This window comes from Thioclava sp. NS-SX20 (assembly GCF_057380695.1).
Genome location: NZ_JBXXRY010000003.1, coordinates 227,448 through 242,287, shown reverse-complemented (window position 1 = coordinate 242,287; position 14,840 = coordinate 227,448). Strand labels below are relative to the sequence as shown.

Annotated in this window: 10 protein-coding genes; 3 read left to right on the top strand and 7 right to left on the bottom strand. The window is 62.8% G+C overall.

Annotation, left to right across the window (positions count from 1 at the left end; genetic code table 11):
• Positions 1 to 90: 90 nt before the first annotated feature.
• Both AC2ISB_RS16740 and AC2ISB_RS16735 read right to left on the bottom strand, forming a co-directional pair.
• The gene (locus AC2ISB_RS16740; RefSeq protein WP_486577053.1) at positions 91 to 990 is read right to left on the bottom strand and encodes a homocysteine S-methyltransferase family protein; all 900 of its coding nucleotides are present in this window, start codon (positions 988 to 990) and stop codon (positions 91 to 93) included.
• 22 nt (positions 991 to 1,012) lie between these two features.
• Positions 1,013 to 2,227, bottom strand: a complete 1,215-nt coding sequence (locus AC2ISB_RS16735) for a M20 metallopeptidase family protein (RefSeq protein WP_486577052.1) — start codon at positions 2,225 to 2,227, stop codon at positions 1,013 to 1,015.
• Between the two features lie 96 nt (positions 2,228 to 2,323).
• Here AC2ISB_RS16735 and AC2ISB_RS16730 point away from each other — a divergent pair, with 96 nt between their 5' ends.
• A complete protein-coding gene (locus AC2ISB_RS16730) occupies positions 2,324 to 3,298 on the top strand; it encodes an NAD(P)-dependent oxidoreductase (RefSeq protein ID WP_486577051.1) in 975 nt (324 codons plus the stop codon).
• 99 nt (positions 3,299 to 3,397) lie between these two features.
• Here the strand turns inward: AC2ISB_RS16730 and potE are convergent, their stop codons facing one another.
• The 5 genes from potE to AC2ISB_RS16705 all read right to left on the bottom strand — a co-directional run bounded on the left by potE (position 3,398) and on the right by AC2ISB_RS16705 (position 10,299).
• Positions 3,398 to 4,813, bottom strand: a complete 1,416-nt coding sequence (potE, locus tag AC2ISB_RS16725) for a putrescine-ornithine antiporter (RefSeq protein ID WP_330647040.1) — start codon at positions 4,811 to 4,813, stop codon at positions 3,398 to 3,400.
• 11 nt (positions 4,814 to 4,824) lie between these two features.
• Complete coding sequence (gene speC / locus AC2ISB_RS16720; RefSeq protein ID WP_486577292.1) at positions 4,825 to 6,984, bottom strand: ornithine decarboxylase; 2,160 nt, start codon at positions 6,982 to 6,984, stop codon at positions 4,825 to 4,827.
• Positions 6,985 to 7,421: 437 nt separating this feature from the next.
• Positions 7,422 to 8,354 carry a phosphoadenosine phosphosulfate reductase gene (locus AC2ISB_RS16715; RefSeq protein WP_330647042.1) on the bottom strand — a complete coding sequence of 311 codons (933 nt, stop codon included), beginning with the start codon at positions 8,352 to 8,354 and terminating at the stop codon, positions 7,422 to 7,424.
• Positions 8,351 to 9,304, bottom strand: coding sequence for a formylglycine-generating enzyme family protein (locus AC2ISB_RS16710; RefSeq protein ID WP_486577285.1), 954 nt, complete (start codon positions 9,302 to 9,304; stop codon positions 8,351 to 8,353). Before AC2ISB_RS16710 ends, AC2ISB_RS16715 begins: the two co-directional genes overlap by 4 nt.
• Positions 9,301 to 10,299, bottom strand: a complete 999-nt coding sequence (locus tag AC2ISB_RS16705) for a hypothetical protein (RefSeq protein ID WP_486577284.1) — start codon at positions 10,297 to 10,299, stop codon at positions 9,301 to 9,303. Before AC2ISB_RS16705 ends, AC2ISB_RS16710 begins: the two co-directional genes overlap by 4 nt.
• Positions 10,300 to 10,437: 138 nt before the next feature.
• Here AC2ISB_RS16705 and AC2ISB_RS16700 point away from each other — a divergent pair, with 138 nt between their 5' ends.
• Both AC2ISB_RS16700 and AC2ISB_RS16695 read left to right on the top strand, forming a co-directional pair.
• Positions 10,438 to 12,672, top strand: coding sequence for a hypothetical protein (locus AC2ISB_RS16700; protein ID WP_486577282.1), 2,235 nt, complete (start codon positions 10,438 to 10,440; stop codon positions 12,670 to 12,672).
• On the top strand, positions 12,669 to 14,780 hold the full coding sequence (locus AC2ISB_RS16695; RefSeq protein ID WP_486577281.1) for a sulfatase-like hydrolase/transferase: 2,112 nt from the start codon (positions 12,669 to 12,671) through the stop codon (positions 14,778 to 14,780). Before AC2ISB_RS16700 ends, AC2ISB_RS16695 begins: the two co-directional genes overlap by 4 nt.
• The last annotated feature ends 60 nt before the right edge of the window (positions 14,781 to 14,840 follow it).

Sequence of the window (14,840 nt, the reverse complement as noted above, 5' to 3'; positions counted from 1 at the left end):
GTCCGGCAGGCCACCGGCGCCATCGTAACAGAAAACGCCCCGCGAGGGAAAACCTGCGGGGCGCCAGTCGCGATGTGCGTCAGAGCCCGCTCAGGCTTTCTGCGCCAGATGCGCGGCAATCGCTGCGATATGCTCGGAGCCGATCCCGCAGCATCCGCCCACCATCGTGGCCCCTGCCGCGATCCACTGATCGACCCATTGCAGATAGCCCGCCGGCGTCAGATCTTTGCGGACCTGCGAGAGCACTTCATTGGCGGCCCCGTCATCATCTTGCGATTCAAAGGCATTGGCATAGATGCCGATCGGCAGTTGTGCGTCGCCAAAGGCGGCACGGGCGGCCTTGATGGCGGGTTCCATGACTTCGGGCATGGAGCAGTTGAACAGCAGCGCCTCGGCCCCCAGTTCCTGCGCCAGACGGGCAGCCTCCGCGACGCTCTCACCGCTGCGCAGGGCCGGAGGCTGGTCCAGCGCCCCTTCGCTGTCATGCAGGGTGAAGGACAGCCAGATCGGCTTGCCGCTGGATTTGGCGGCGGCGACGGCACAGCGGGCCTCGGCAAGGCTGCTGAGCGTTTCGGCCACCCACAGATCGACCTTGTCCTGCATCGCGCCGACCAGCATGTCGAGGATCGGGCGGGCGATGGCCGCGTCGAAAGCTTCGGGCATATAGGAGCCGCAGGGTGGCGGCAGGCTGCCTGCCACGCGCGCGCCCGGGAATTTGTCGGCGGCGGCGCGGGCCAGACGGGCGGCATCGGTTGCCAGAGCGGCCCCATTGCGGGCAAAGCGCTCTTCGCCCAGATGGAAAGGCACGACGGCATAGCTATTGGTGGTGATAACCTGCGCACCGGCTTTCAGGAAGGCCTCATGCGCGACCTGCACGATCTCGGGGGTTTCGATCAGCGCGACCGCCGACCATTCGGGTTGGCGCAGCTCGGCCCCCCAATGTTGCAATTCGCGGCTCATGCCGCCGTCGAGGAGAGTGATGGTGGTCATTGAAAGGGTCCTCCAATCGCGCTTATCGCGCAGGGCTTAGGAAATCGGCGGCCAACCGGCTGAGGGCTCTTGCCGAAAGCGTGATGGCGCTTTCATCGGGTTGGTAATCCGAATTGTGCAGGCGGTCATCCCGACCGGGCTGGCCCGAGCCGACATGGAATTGCAGCGCGGGCAGACGTTCGGAGAAATAGGAAAAATCCTCGGCTCCGAAATCGGTGCCCGTCTGCGTATGGGGAGCGGTGCCGAAATGCGCGCTCAGGCTGGTCAGCGCACGGTCGACCAGCGTTTTGTCATTTTGCAACGCAGGCGCACCGCGCAGATAGGTGACCTCGGCCCGGACCCCGAGCGCACGGGCGGTATCGGTGCAGATCTGGCGGAAGCGTTCCTCGGCCATGTCGCGGGTCTGTGCCGAGCGGCAACGGATCGTGCCTTTGAAGCTACAGCTATCGGGGATGATATTTTCGGTGAACCCGCCCGCGATCTGGCCGATGGTCAGCACCATCGGGTCGGCGGGGTCCATCCGGCGCGACACGATGGTCTGCAACTGTGTGATGATATGCGCGCAGGCCACGATCGGGTCCAGCGCAAGATGTGGCCGCGCGGCATGGCCCGAAGACCCGAGAACCGTCACGCAGAATTCATCGCTCGAGGCGGTGCTGGCGCCGTGGATCAGGCGCAGCTCTCCTGCGGGGAGTTCCGGCTGGTTGTGGAAGGCGATGGCCATATCGGCGCCCTCCGCAGCCCCGTCTGCGATCATCGCGGCGGCACCGCTTTCAACGGTTTCCTCGGCAGGCTGGAACACCAGTCGCACCCGTCCGGCAAGCTCTTGTGTCAGATCTCTGAGCACATAGGCCGCCCCCAGCAGGGCCGATGTATGGATATCATGCCCGCAGGCATGCATCGCGCCCTGTATCTGCGAGGCGAAGGGCAGATCCGTGCGCTCCTCGATGGGCAGGGCATCCATATCGGCGCGCAGGATCAGGCAGGGGCCGGGCAGGGCCCCCGTGATTTCGGCAATCACGCCGGTGCGTCCGATACCGTTGGTGACCTCAAGCCCCATCTGCCGCAATTCATGCGCGACCAGATCCGCCGTCCGCTGCGTTTCAAAGCCGATTTCCGGATGGGCGTGGATGTCGCGGCGCAGCGCGACCAGATGCGGGGCGATCTCGGCCACCTTGTCATCGATCCGGCGCGTCAGATCGTTGATGCCCGTCTCGCTTGGGGGGAAGTGGGTCATGCTACACTCGCAGAGGCGTTGGGAGTTTCTCCTTGGCATCAATTATACGATTGTGCAACAAAAAGCCGAAACAGTCCGCACAGAAGGAACATGACAATGCCCGAGACGGTCATTCAAGGCGTCTATCTGAGCCAGACTCTGGACCTTGAGGCGCTGTATGGCGCGGCCTTGCATGCGCAAGGTGCCGATGTCGTGCTCTGTCGCCCCGAGGAGGTGACCGATCCGTCCGCGATCCGCTTCGCGATCTGCTGGCTGCCCGAAGACACGGCCTTTGCGCCCTATCCGAACCTGCATTTGGCGATGTCGATCGGGGCGGGGGTGGATGCGCTTCTGGCGCATCCGGGGCTTGAGGGGCAAGGCCCGCGCCCGCCCGTGCAGATCGCGCGGGTGCGCGACCCGCATCAGGCCGATCTCATGGCCGGTTTCGCGGCCCATGAGGTGCTGCATCACGAACGGTCCTTTGGTGCGCTGGCCGCGCAGGCGCAGGCGCGGTGTTGGGCCCCGCTGCCCTTGCGGGCACCTGCGGCGTCTGTGGTGGCGGTGCTGGGGCATGGCACGATGGGGCGGGCCGTGGCGCGCGCGATGCGGGCCTTGGGGTTCAGGGTGCGGGTGGCCTGCCGGTCCTTGCCCGAGACCGCGGCCCGCATCGAAGGGGTGGAATACTGTTTTGGCCCCGAGGCCATGCGGGAGGCCGCACAGGAGGCGCGCTATCTGGTCAATGTGCTGCCCTTGACCCCCGCCACCGAGAATGTGCTGCAGGGCGCGCTTTTCGCCTGTCTGGCGCAGGGGGCCTATCTGGTGCAGATCGGTCGGGGCGAACATCTGGTCGAGGCCGATTTGCTGGCCGCCTTGGAGTCGGGGCAGCTGGCGGGGGCGACGCTGGATGTGTTCCGCACCGAACCGCTGCCGCAAGATCATCCGTTCTGGACAAATCCGCTGCTGCGGATCACGCCGCATGTGGCCAGTGACTCTTTGCCAGACGTCGTGGCCGCGCAGGTCGTGCAGACCGCAAGAGAGCTGCGGGACGGGGCGGCACTGACCTATCTGGTCGATCGCCTGCGCGGCTACTAAGCCCGCTTCGCCAACCATCCTTTGTCAAGCGCCATAGGAAACGGGCCCCGAAGGGCCCGTTGCAAGAGGTCTGTGCAAGCAGATCCGGTACGCGTCGGATTAGCGGCTTTCTTCCAGCACGGCTTTCTGCGCACTGGCGGCCACGGCGGTATAGGTGCCGTTGGCATCGGGGGTTGCGGCTGTCTCGCCCGTGCCCGGCTGACGCACGGGACGGTGATTGAGCCGCGCGGCCACAAGGCTGAACAGCACCCATCCCGCAAAGGTCACCAGACCGCCATACATCATTGCCTGCGTGCCCGTGGCATAAAGCGCATAAAGGCTGTAGAGGGCGGCGATGATGGCCACGATATTGGTGGTCCGCGCCGCAGAATCCGGCACTTTCTCGGCATGCTGCAACGAGCTGAGTGCCGACATCGACAGGATATAGGGGATCAGGTTGGTCATCACCGCCAGATTGACCAGCAAGGAGAACTGTGTGTTCAGCGTGGGGCTGATGGTCATCAGCGACAGTGCCGTTTGCGCCAGCGTGATCACGCAGATCCCGACGATCGGCGCGCCGGATTGGGTGACTTTGGCGAAGAAGGGCAGGAAATAGCCCGTAACAGCCGAAGACCGCGCCACCTCGGCAATGGTGAACTGCCAGCCCAGCAGCGAACCGAAGCACGAGATCACCATCAGGCCGATCACGATCTTGCCCACGGTCGGGTCCATGATCTGGGCGAAAACCAGGCCGAAAGGCGCATTCGAGGCCGCAAGCTGGTCAATCGGCACGATCCCCGCGATCACGCTGGTCGAGGCAATATACAGCAACGCCGTGATGCCGGTCGCGATCAGCACGGCAAGGGGGATATTGCGTTTGGGGTTTTCCACCGCATCGCCGTTGGCGCTGGCCGATTCCAGCCCCAGAAACGCCCAGAGCGTGACCGAGATCGAGGCGCTCAACGCCTGGAAGGTCGGCATGTCATGGGGGTTCCATGCCGCGACATAGCGGCTGGGGTCAAACCAGAACCAGCCCAGAAGGGCGATACCTGCCACCGGCAGGATCACGCCCCAGACGGTAAAGGTGCCCAGCTTCCCCGTGATCTTCGGGCCGCCGAAATTGAGCACCGAAGCCAGCCACAGGCAACCGATGGTCAGCAATCCCGTCATCAGCGGTGAAAGTTCCACCCCAAGGAACGAGGCCCCATAGCCCACCGTCGTGACCGCAATCGCCACATTGGCGATAACCAGCGACACGAAATAGGTATAGTTGGTCATGAAGTTGCCGGACCGGCCATGTGCATATTCGGCATAGCCGCCCATCCCGCCTTGGTGGTTGGAATAGGTGCCCGCCCGTGCGAACGCATAGGCAAGAAGCATGGCACCGATGGCGGTGACAATCCATGACAGGACCGAGATATTGCCCACCTGCGCAAGGTTCGCAGGCAGCAAGATGATGCCGGAGCCCATCATGTTCACCACCGTGATCGTGGTTAACGAGACAAGGCCCATCCGGTTTTCTTGTTTATGTGCCATTACGGGGTTCCTTAATTTTTAAGCACGTAACCATAGGCGCGGATGTATCCGTCGGCCTCGGTTTTCAGGTGGACGCCCTGCAATTCGGGCGCGAAACCGGGCAATTTGTTGATGCCTTCCTCAAGGGTCAGGAAGTAATCGCGCGTCAGGTCGGTCCAGGCTTCGCCGGGGACGACACACAGGATGCCCGGCGGATAGGGCAGCGCCCCTTCGGCACAGATGCGGCCCGAAATCTCGCTCAGCGGCACCAGATCCACATTGCCGCGCTGGAAGTCCCAGTTTGCCTCATGGGCAGGGCGGCGCACCGGCGGGAAATTCGGCTCGCGGAACATGTCCTTCTGCATCTGCTTGACGTTCTTGGCCTTGTAGAAATCATGCATTTCCTGACAGAGCTGCCGGATCGTGTAGCCGCGATAGCGGGCCGCATGCTCGGTATAGATCCCGGGCAGAACACGCGCCAAGGGCTGGTCCTGTTGTACGGCCTCTTCAAAGCGGATCAGCGTGGCCACCAGATTCTGCATCTTGGTGATCAGCTCGGCAGGCGTCATCAGGAACAGGATCGAGTTGAGATCGGCCTTCTCGTTGATGATATGGTTGTCGCGCAGGAAATTCGCCAGAATATTCGCGGGAATACCGAAATCCTCGTAATCGAAGCTTTCGACCTTCAGCCCCGGTGTGGTCAGCAGAAGCTTGTTCGGGTCAACGAAATACTGCCCCTTCTTGTAGCCCTCGAACCCATGCCAGTCGTCTTCGGGATCGAAGGCGAAATAGGCGCGGTCGTTCATGATTTCTTCGGTCGGGGCATCTTCCCACAGCCGCCCATAAACCTTCTTGGGGACGAAAGGACGGATCATCGAACATTGGCGCAGGATCATCTTGCGCGCCTCGATGCCGACCCGCAGCGCATTGGCCCAAAGCCGTTTGCCGCCGCCATCGGCATGCATCTTCGCGTTCACCTCCAGCGCCGCGAACATCGGATAGAACGGGCTGGTCGAATAATGCATCATGTAGGAATTGTTGAAGCGGTCGCCATTGATATAGCGCGGCTCCGAGGCGATATGCGCGTCCTTTTTGTGGATCTGCGAGGCCTGCGAGAACCCGGCCTGCTGTTTATGCACGCTCTGGGTGACGATGATGCCGGGATCCTCGGGTTTGAGATCGAGAAGCAGCGGCGAGCAATCCGACATGATCGGAATGAACTGCTCGTAGCCGACCCAGGCGCTGTCAAACAGGATATAGTCGCACAGCTTTCCGATACGGTCGATGACCTGACGCGCGTTGTAGATGGTGCCGTCATAGGTGCCAAGCTGGATCACGGCCAGCCGGATCGGGCGCTCGGCCTTGGCCCGCTCGGGGTCGATCCGTGCGATCCGCTCGCGGATATAGCTTTCCTCGAAGCAGTGCTCGTCGATCCCGCCGATCAGCCCGTAGGCATTGCGCGCGGTTTCCAGATAGATCGGCGTCGCCTGCGACAGGAAGAGCGCGCCGTGATGGACCGACTTGTGGTTGTTGCGGTCAAACAGCACCAGATCCCCGGGGGTCAGGATGGCGTTCAATGCGATCTTGTTCGAGGTCGAAGTGCCGTTGAGCACCAGATAGGTGTAATCCGAATTGAACACACGGGCGGCGTGCATTTCGGCCTGTTTGGGCAGCCCTTCATGGATCAGCAGATCGCCCATCTTCACATCGGCATTGCACAGGTCCGTGCGGAACAGGTTCTCGCCATAGAATTCATAGAAGCGGCGGCCTGCGGGGTGGCGCTGGAAAAACTGTCCGCCCTGATGGCCGGGGCAGTCGAACTGGGCATAGCCTTCCCGCTCGTATTGGGTGAGTTCGCGGAAGAAGTGCGGCAGAACATCATGGTCGAATTTGGCTGCCGCCACTTCGACCATACGTCCGAAATACTCGACATTGTTTTCTTCGCGCGCCAGAACGCCGGTCAGCCCTTTCAGGCCGGGCGTGGTATTTGGGTCTTCGTCCGAGACGGCAAAAACCGGAATATTGAAGCCCAGTGCCTGCACATGGTCGAGAAGACCGGCATCAATATCCGCTTCGGAAAGAACCACCGCCGATACATCGGTAAAATTGGTGCTTTTTACGGAAACTGTTGCACGGTCTGTGCGAAGATACTCTTCGATCTCGGGGCTGAACGCAATCTTTCCAACAGGAATGGACACGGATCTTTCCTCCTAATTCAACACTGAAATAATTGTGCTCACAATGAGCTACATTCCTTCCATGACATGGGTCAATTTATTGATAAATAACGGATACGTGATTTATGTCGCCAAAATCCCTTTTGCGGTCCATTTCGGGTTCCCTGTAGTTTTGCCCGGTTCTGCCCATAAAATAAGCAGAAAACCCGCGTCGCGCCGGTGGATTGATCAGTAAATCAAAAGAGTTAGCGGATATATGTCGATACTATTTCCTGATTGTATTTATCAGGAAATAGGGCTTTGGAACGTCCATCCGGTGGGCCGTTTGGGCGCTTTTGGGGGGCGACCTGCGTCAGAGTGTCGCGGGTGATGCAGCGCGGTCCGCTGGCCGACAAGGGGCGCCAGTCGGGCTCGGCGATCGGGCGCGGCAGGTCGGAATTGTGGAACAGGCGTCAGAGGCCGGGCGGATGTCCGGTCCGGCCAAGCGCCTTTGCCGCGGCAAGGAAATGGTTGAGAAAGACCGGCCGTTTGACGGGCAGGCTGTCGCGCAGCACGGCCTGCGTATACCCGTAGACCAGCCCTTGCCGGCGGCTTTGCAGCAGACGGGTCAACAGTGCCTTCTGGTACAGCGGCAACCGGCGGCGGGCGCGCAGATGGTGATAGACCTGCGCCTCGGTCAGGTCTTCGGCCACAAGGCCGCACACGATCGGTTTCAACACCGACATCTTGGTCAGCATGGTGGCCATATTATGGCCCAGATGGCGGCAGCGGATGGGGTGGATATTGGGGCCACGGAACAGCGCCGCATGCACGGCATCCTCACGCTCGAACGGGTCATGGAACAGCCAGACCGCTTTGGCGCAGGCCACCTGATCGGGTGCATAGCCGTAACGCCCGCTGAAATCCCGCCGCCACGCGCCCCTGAAGCGCGGCTCCCAGCCGCCGGTGATGTCGCGATCCAGCGTGGCCTGTGGCGAGAGCGCGATGACGATGGACCCCGGCACGGCAGAGGAAAAGGCGCAGGCGGCATAGCCTGCCATGGATGTGCCGTAAAACACCACCTTGCGGAATTTTGCGAAAAACCCGCTGTCGCGCAGCTCGTCGAAAAAGTCCAGCACCGCTTGCGCGCGATACCATGTCCAGCCATGCGCGCCGATCCCCAAGGCCGACCAGCCCTGCGCGGTAATGAACTTGACGCCCCAAGGCATACGGTCCTCGGGATGCTGGCGGGCATCATCGAGATTGTCGAAGGTCACCACCAATATGTCCCCACCTTCGACGAAAAGCGCCTTATGTTCGGCATCGAGCTGGCGGAAAAACCCCTGATCGGCACCGATGTTATTCATGGCGGACGCCCATGCGTCTTTGGCCTGTGGGGATGTCATGATGTGGTCTCCGGATCGGCGGCAACGCGAAAACTGATATGGCCTGTGGAACTGTCGGGGGTGGTTCGGGTGCGCGAATGGGTGAAATACCGCTCGCAATAGGAGGGGTGGCACAGATGCGAGCCGCCCCGTATGACACGCTCCTCGCCGCTGGCTGGCCCCTTCGGATCAAGCAGCGGTGGCATCTGCGCATGGGGCAACGGGCCGAACCAGTCGGCGCACCAGTCCCACGCATTGCCCGTCATATCATAAAGCCCGAAACCATTGGGAGGATATTGCCCGACAGGGGCCAGACCGGCAAAGCCGTCCTCGGCCCTGTCTTCGGTGGGAAAGTGACCTTGCCAGACATTATGCCCGTGCCGTCCTTCGCGCAGCGCGTCCTCTCCCCAAGGATAGGCCTTGCGGGCCAGACCACCGCGCGCGGCGCATTCCCATTCGGTCTCGAAGGGCAGGCGCAGGCCGGTGAACTGGCAAAAAGCCTGCGCGTCCTCCCATGCCACATGCACCACCGGATGATCGGGACGGTCGCGCCAGTCCGAACCGGGCCCCTGTGGTGCCGCCCAGAACGCGCCCGGCACCGCGCGCCACCACGGAGCCTCTGCGGGGCCCTTGAACGGCGCGCCCTGTTCGGTGGCATACAGATGGAAGACAAAGGACCAGCCCTCGCGCTCGGCCACTGTGACATAGCCACTCTCCGCGATGAAACGGGCGAAGTGCCGGTTGGTGACCTGCCGTGCGGCAAGGCGGAATGGCGACACCCGCACCTGTCGGGCAGGGCCGGAGAGGTCGGCGGCATATCGCGGGCTATTGGTGCCCATCTCGAACAGCCCGCCCGCAATCTCGCAGAGATCTTGCATCAGACTGGCGCGGAACGCGGCGGAGGCGTGCGGGGCCAGCGTGGCGGCGCGATGGCCGGTATGGCGGGTCAGTCCCGAACAGCAGCCGCTCATTTCGGGGCCTGTTCTATCCGGGCCCGTTCTATCCGGGGCTGTTCTATCCGGCGCTGTGCCAGAGCCGCGCGCTTGCGCGGCGGCAGGGCCTCCAGCGCGGCCTGTCGCGCCTTGACGAAAACGGGGCCTTTCTTCTCGCGCATGACCGCATCCGACCATGCCACGACCTTCGCGTGTTTTCCGGCCTTCTGCAGGCTTTGCAGCACAAGCTTCTTGTAGGTCAAAGAGCTGTGCCGCGCGCGCAAAAGCCGCGCGATCCCGAGGCGGTCGGCATGTCCTTCGATGCAGGCCGAGACGATGGGCTTCAAAATTCCCATATCGCGCCAGACCGACAGCATCCCATGCCCCATAAAGGGGCATTTGACCTTTTCGACCTGCGGCCCGCGGAAAAGCGCGACATGGGCCGCATCGGCGGCGATGCGGCTGTCATAGAACATCCAGACCTTTTCTGCCGCACCGATCATATCCGGCGCAAAACCGTAGGGGCCCGAAAAATCATTGTGCCAAGCGGGACGGAAGCGCCGCTCCCAGGAGGCTTCACTGCGTGACAGGGTCGATTGCGGATTGATGGCCAGCACGGTTGCGCCGGGCGCTGCGGCGGAAAAGGCACAGGCCGCATAGCCGCCCATCGAGGTGCCGTAAAAGACCACCCGCCGGAACAGGGCAAAGAACCCGTCCTTTTTGAGCCGTTCGAAAAACGCCCAGACTGCGGGGTCGCGATACCATGTCGCGCCATGTGCCATCAGCCCCAAAGACGACCATCCCTGCGCCGAGATGAAATCCACCGCCCAAGGCAGGCGGTCCGTCTTCTGGCGCGTATCGTCGAGATTGTCGAACACGACGACCAGCGTATCGGCTTTCGGGCCGGTGGCGGGAATATAGATCGCCTTATGCAGGGGGCCTATATCCTCGAAAAAGCCGCTCTGCTCGGCCTGCGCCAATAGCGTTTGCCGCCATGCCTCGGCGCGGGCGGCTTTGTCGTTCTTGGCATCCATCGGGCTCTGTCCGCTGCTAGAAAGTCGCAATCACAGTATAAGCGTCAAGTTTTAACTTGGTAAATCTTGGAACCGAAGAAAAACTGTCGCTAGAATGCGCAAAACCGCTATTCATGACCGTTTCTTATAGAGCATCCAATGTCTGATACTGATTCCGAAGACCTCGCCGAGGATCATGCGCGCCTGCCCGAAAAACAGGCACCCGAAGAGATCCTGCCGGCATGGTATCGCGAAATCTATCCGGCGGGCGGTTGCGACGGTTTTTACGAGAAAATCGGAGATCATGCGCTGATCCATGTGGATCGTGGCCCCGAAACGCTGGTGGTGACTTTCGATAACCTGTCGGATGCGGGCTATAAGGGCTATGACATCCGCGCATGGGCCGAGAATTTCCTGCGTGACAGCGGTGTCAGCCATCTGGGCGTTGTGGCACAGGGGCCGACATGGTTTCGGGATGCGGCGCTGATTGCGCGGATGGAGGCTTTGGCCGCGCGAGGGTTCTTCCGCCGCTTCGAGCGCGTGGTCATGGCGGGCACCTCTATGGGCGGCTTTGGCGCGCTGGCCTTTGCCGATCTGGCACCGGGCTGTGATGTGCTGGCCTTCAGCCCGCAGACCACTCTGGCGGCTGGTCTTGTACCGTGGGAAACCCGCTTTGCCCCTGGTCGTGCGCAGGATTGGACGCTGCCGCGGTCGGATGCGGCGCGGACCCTTGCGGGCGTCAACCGCATCTGGCTGGTCTATGATCCGTTCCTCGCGCCCGACCGCCAGCAGGCGCTACGCCTGCCGCAAGACAGGGTGATCGCGCTGAAAGCCTTCGGGCAGGGGCATAAGACCGCGCTGGTCCTGCGCCGGATGGAGCAGTTGAAAGCGGTGATGGGCGCGGCGATTGACGGCACATTGACGCCTGCGCTGTTCTACCGGCTGACGCGGGGGCGCAAGGATCTGTATCTGTATCGCAAGGTGATGGAAGGGCATTTGTCCGATCGTGGCCATGCCGCCCGTATCCCCGCCTTCCAGCGCGCCTTCCGCCTTCGGGCGCAAAGGACGCGCCCTGCCGGTTCCGTTCCGGAAACATCCGCGCCCGAGGCGCAAAAGGAAATTGTTATGCCCGATGCTTCCCGCCCACTCCAGAATGGGCCCGCCCGCAACCCCCGCACCTTGGGCAATGTCTGGCAGCTGATCGATGACGGGCAGAGCCTGCGCTACCTGTCCGACCAATATCGCGGGCAGGTGATGGGGTTCGAGGAGCGTCACGGGGGGACCTTGGCGCAGACGCCTGATGTGGCTTTGGGTATGGCCTGCGTGGGGGGCTCGGCGGGGGTGCCGCGCCCCTTGCCCGAGCGTTTCGACTACCATATCCGCGATGAGGCCCTGTCGCAGGATAGTGCGCCCTATGGCGCCACGGCGCAGGGCGTGGCCAGCCTGTCCTCGGCCCGCGCGCGCCATCATGCGCTGCGGAATGTGATTGCTCTGTCGCAGCCGCAGGCGGGGATCACGGCGGCGGAATCCCTGCCCGAAGCGGCGATCTACCAGAGGCTGTTCCAGCGTATCGCACAGGCGAAAGAGGCTCTGGCCCCTTGGGGGAAGTCGCTGTTTATCGACCGGATCTCGCTGGATCTTCTGGCGGGCGCGCCCGAGATGCTGGAGCTGGAGGCTCAGTCCCATTACAGCGAGGTGATCCAATGGCTTAGGCCGCAGGTGGCAAGGGCTGCGGGGCAGTCCAGCCTGCCGCATGTGAGCCTATGCCAGAAGGCTGGCAGCCGTACCGATGGCACCTCCGAGGTGATCCTGGCCGAGGGGCGGCTGGAGATTTACGAACCCGCCTTGGGGATCATTCTGGCCAGCCCCAGCTATATGCTGCGCCTGATGCCCGAGACGGTGGCGACGATCCTGCCCGAAGACCGGCTCTGGCTGGATGAACTTGAGGCCTGCGCTATCGAGACCGTGCAGAATGGTGGCAAATGGCACTGCCCCAGCCTGCGGCAGGTGCTGGTGGATGGCCCGCGTATCTTTGCCGAATTTGCCACCCTCGGGCCGCTGGAATTTGACGAAACCCAGCCGCATCATGGCTTTACGCTCTCGGGCTGTGACAATGACGCGCAGATCACCGCGATCGGGCTTGGGCCGCATCGCGCGGGCGGGCAGTTTGTGGTGCTTGACTGTGACCGAGCGCCGACAGGCCCCGCGCTGCATCTGGACTATGCCTTCGGCCAAAGCCTGCCGCCCGCTGGCGATGACCGCCCCGCCAATCGCGGCGCGCTGCGTGAGGTCTGGTCGCGCCCGAGCCTGCTGCAAGAGGGCCGCCAACTGCACCGCTATGCGCTGTCCTCGCGGCTGCCGGTGATGCCCAGCAATCTGCAGGTGACCCCATGAGCCGCCCCAATATCCTCTTCATCAGCCTTGATGACGCCTTCGCCTATTGGCGCTTTCGCGATGTCTTCGGTGTCAGGCTGCAGACCCCAAATCTGGACCGGATCTGCGCCCAAGGCACGGCCTTCCATCAGGCCTATTGTCAGGTGCCGGTCTGCGGGCCGTCGCGGGCCAGTTTCCTCTCGGGGCTTGCCCCGCATCAGACCGGTATCTTCGACAATTACAGCGAGATCTTCGAACTTCTGCGCCCCGACCAGATGTGGTCCTATCGGCTGAAGGCGGCGGGCTATTATTGCGCAACCGCCGGCAAGCTGCATCACGGCTATATCCCGCGCCCGCCCGAAATCCACGAGGCGCTTTATTCGCATGAGGCCCATCCCTGTCTCTTTGGTCCGCGCTCCTCGGCACCCTCCAAGGATTACGGCGGCGGCGGGCGCGGCATCGGCACCACCGACCCGCGCGATGACAGCCGCTATTATGACCATTTCTCCTCGCAGGATGCGGTGGAGTTTCTAACCAGCTACCAAGGCCCCGCGCCCTTCTACCGCGAGGCCGGTTTCCATAATCCGCATCCGCCCTTCAAAACGCCCGCGCGCTTTAAGGAGATGTATGACGAAGACGCTTTCACCATGCCCGAAGGCTGGGACGCGCCCGATGATGGTTTTGCCAACCGCTCTTTCCCGCCCAATATGGACCTGCGCAAGGACCGTTTCTGGCGCAAGACGGTGCGCAATTACTTCTCGGCCTATAGCCATGCGGATTACCACATCGGGCGGGTCTGGGATGCGCTTCAGGCGTCTGGACATGCGGGCAATACCATCACCATTATCGGGGCCGATCACGGCTATCACATGGGCGACAAGGGGCGTTTCCGCAAATATACGCTGTGGGAAGAGGCCGCAGGCGTGCCGCTGATCATCCATGACCCACGGCATGCGCCGCAAGTGGTGGACGACCCTGTGGCGATGCTGGATGTGGGGCCGACGGTGCTGGATTACGCGGGGCTTGCGCCGATGCGCGGCGCGGCGGGGCGGTCTTTGCGCCCGCAGGTCGAGGGCGCGCAGGTCGAGGGCCGTGCCGTGCCCAGCTTCTGGTTTGGCTCGGCGGCGATTAGGCAGGGCGATCACCGCTATATCGCCTATCAGGACGGCAGCGACAGGCTGTATGACCTGCGGACGGACCCGTGGCAGATGACGGATCTGGCCGATGATCCGGCGCGTGTGCGCCTGCGCGAGACGCTGGAAGACACCTGCCGCGATTACGGGCTGAGTATGGGGGCAAGCGACGCGCCTGCGCTTTACACCTCCATCCCCGAGGGCGGCAAACCGCCCGCCACGCCGCCCACGAACGGGGTGATTTCCTTCGAGGCGCCGGACCCCGCGACCCCCGCCCATCCGGGATGGCGGCGTTATTTCATCCGCCCGCGCGAGGATATGGAGCTTACTCTACCCGAGGCCTATCGCGAGCTATATTACGCGGGCGATATCGGGGATGGGGCCGCGACCCTGACGGTGAATTGTAACGACCTTGGCTGCCATCTGGATTTTGTCGGCGGGCATAAGCGCTTTCATCTGGTGGTGCGCGGCGGGCGCGGCGACGACCGGATCGAGACCGCCCATGAAACCCTGCATCTGACGCTTCTGGCGGGGCGCAACAGGGTCGAGGCAGGCTTCAACGACACCGAGATCCACGGCGGCTCGGGCCATGATGTGATCGACTGCCAGCGCGGCGGGAATGTTATTTATGGCGGCTCGGGCAGCCTTGAGGTCACCTGTGGCTCGGGCCATGACGTCATCCATACGGCGGCGGTGGCCACGCAGATCACGGGCGGCACAGGCCGTGCCGAGATCCACCTGAACGCGGGCCGCACCCATATCACCCTGCCCGAAGGCCAGCTCCCCGAGCAGACGGTTTTCCATGTCAAACGGACTGGATTGCCGCAGCGCATCACGGGCTATGCGGGCGGGCGGATCGACCTGTCGGACTGGGCGGGGGGATACCGGCTGCAGGCAGAGGGGCCGGATGTGCGGCTAAGCTCTGCCACCGAAAGCCTGCTGTTTGACGCCACCACGGTGGAGCTGGTGCAGGCAGGGATCGACCGCACCCCATAGGCCCGCGTGATAGGCCCCATCGCGCGTCTTGATTGGCGCGCGCGTGCGTCCCGTGCTTCC

What these genes read in the sequence shown, in the direction of transcription:
- potE (WP_330647040.1), bottom strand. Translation starts at nt 4,813, where the DNA reads ATGGCACATAAACAAGAAAACCGGATGGGCCTTGTCTCGTTAACCACG.
- AC2ISB_RS16710 (WP_486577285.1), bottom strand. Translation starts at nt 9,304, where the DNA reads ATGAGCGGCTGCTGTTCGGGACTGACCCGCCATACCGGCCATCGCGCC.
- AC2ISB_RS16695 (WP_486577281.1), top strand. Translation starts at nt 12,669, where the DNA reads ATGAGCCGCCCCAATATCCTCTTCATCAGCCTTGATGACGCCTTCGCC.
- AC2ISB_RS16705 (WP_486577284.1), bottom strand. Translation starts at nt 10,299, where the DNA reads ATGGATGCCAAGAACGACAAAGCCGCCCGCGCCGAGGCATGGCGGCAA.
- AC2ISB_RS16700 (WP_486577282.1), top strand. Translation starts at nt 10,438, where the DNA reads ATGTCTGATACTGATTCCGAAGACCTCGCCGAGGATCATGCGCGCCTG.
- AC2ISB_RS16740 (WP_486577053.1), bottom strand. Translation starts at nt 990, where the DNA reads ATGACCACCATCACTCTCCTCGACGGCGGCATGAGCCGCGAATTGCAA.
- AC2ISB_RS16730 (WP_486577051.1), top strand. Translation starts at nt 2,324, where the DNA reads ATGCCCGAGACGGTCATTCAAGGCGTCTATCTGAGCCAGACTCTGGAC.
- AC2ISB_RS16735 (WP_486577052.1), bottom strand. Translation starts at nt 2,227, where the DNA reads ATGACCCACTTCCCCCCAAGCGAGACGGGCATCAACGATCTGACGCGC.
- AC2ISB_RS16715 (WP_330647042.1), bottom strand. Translation starts at nt 8,354, where the DNA reads ATGACATCCCCACAGGCCAAAGACGCATGGGCGTCCGCCATGAATAAC.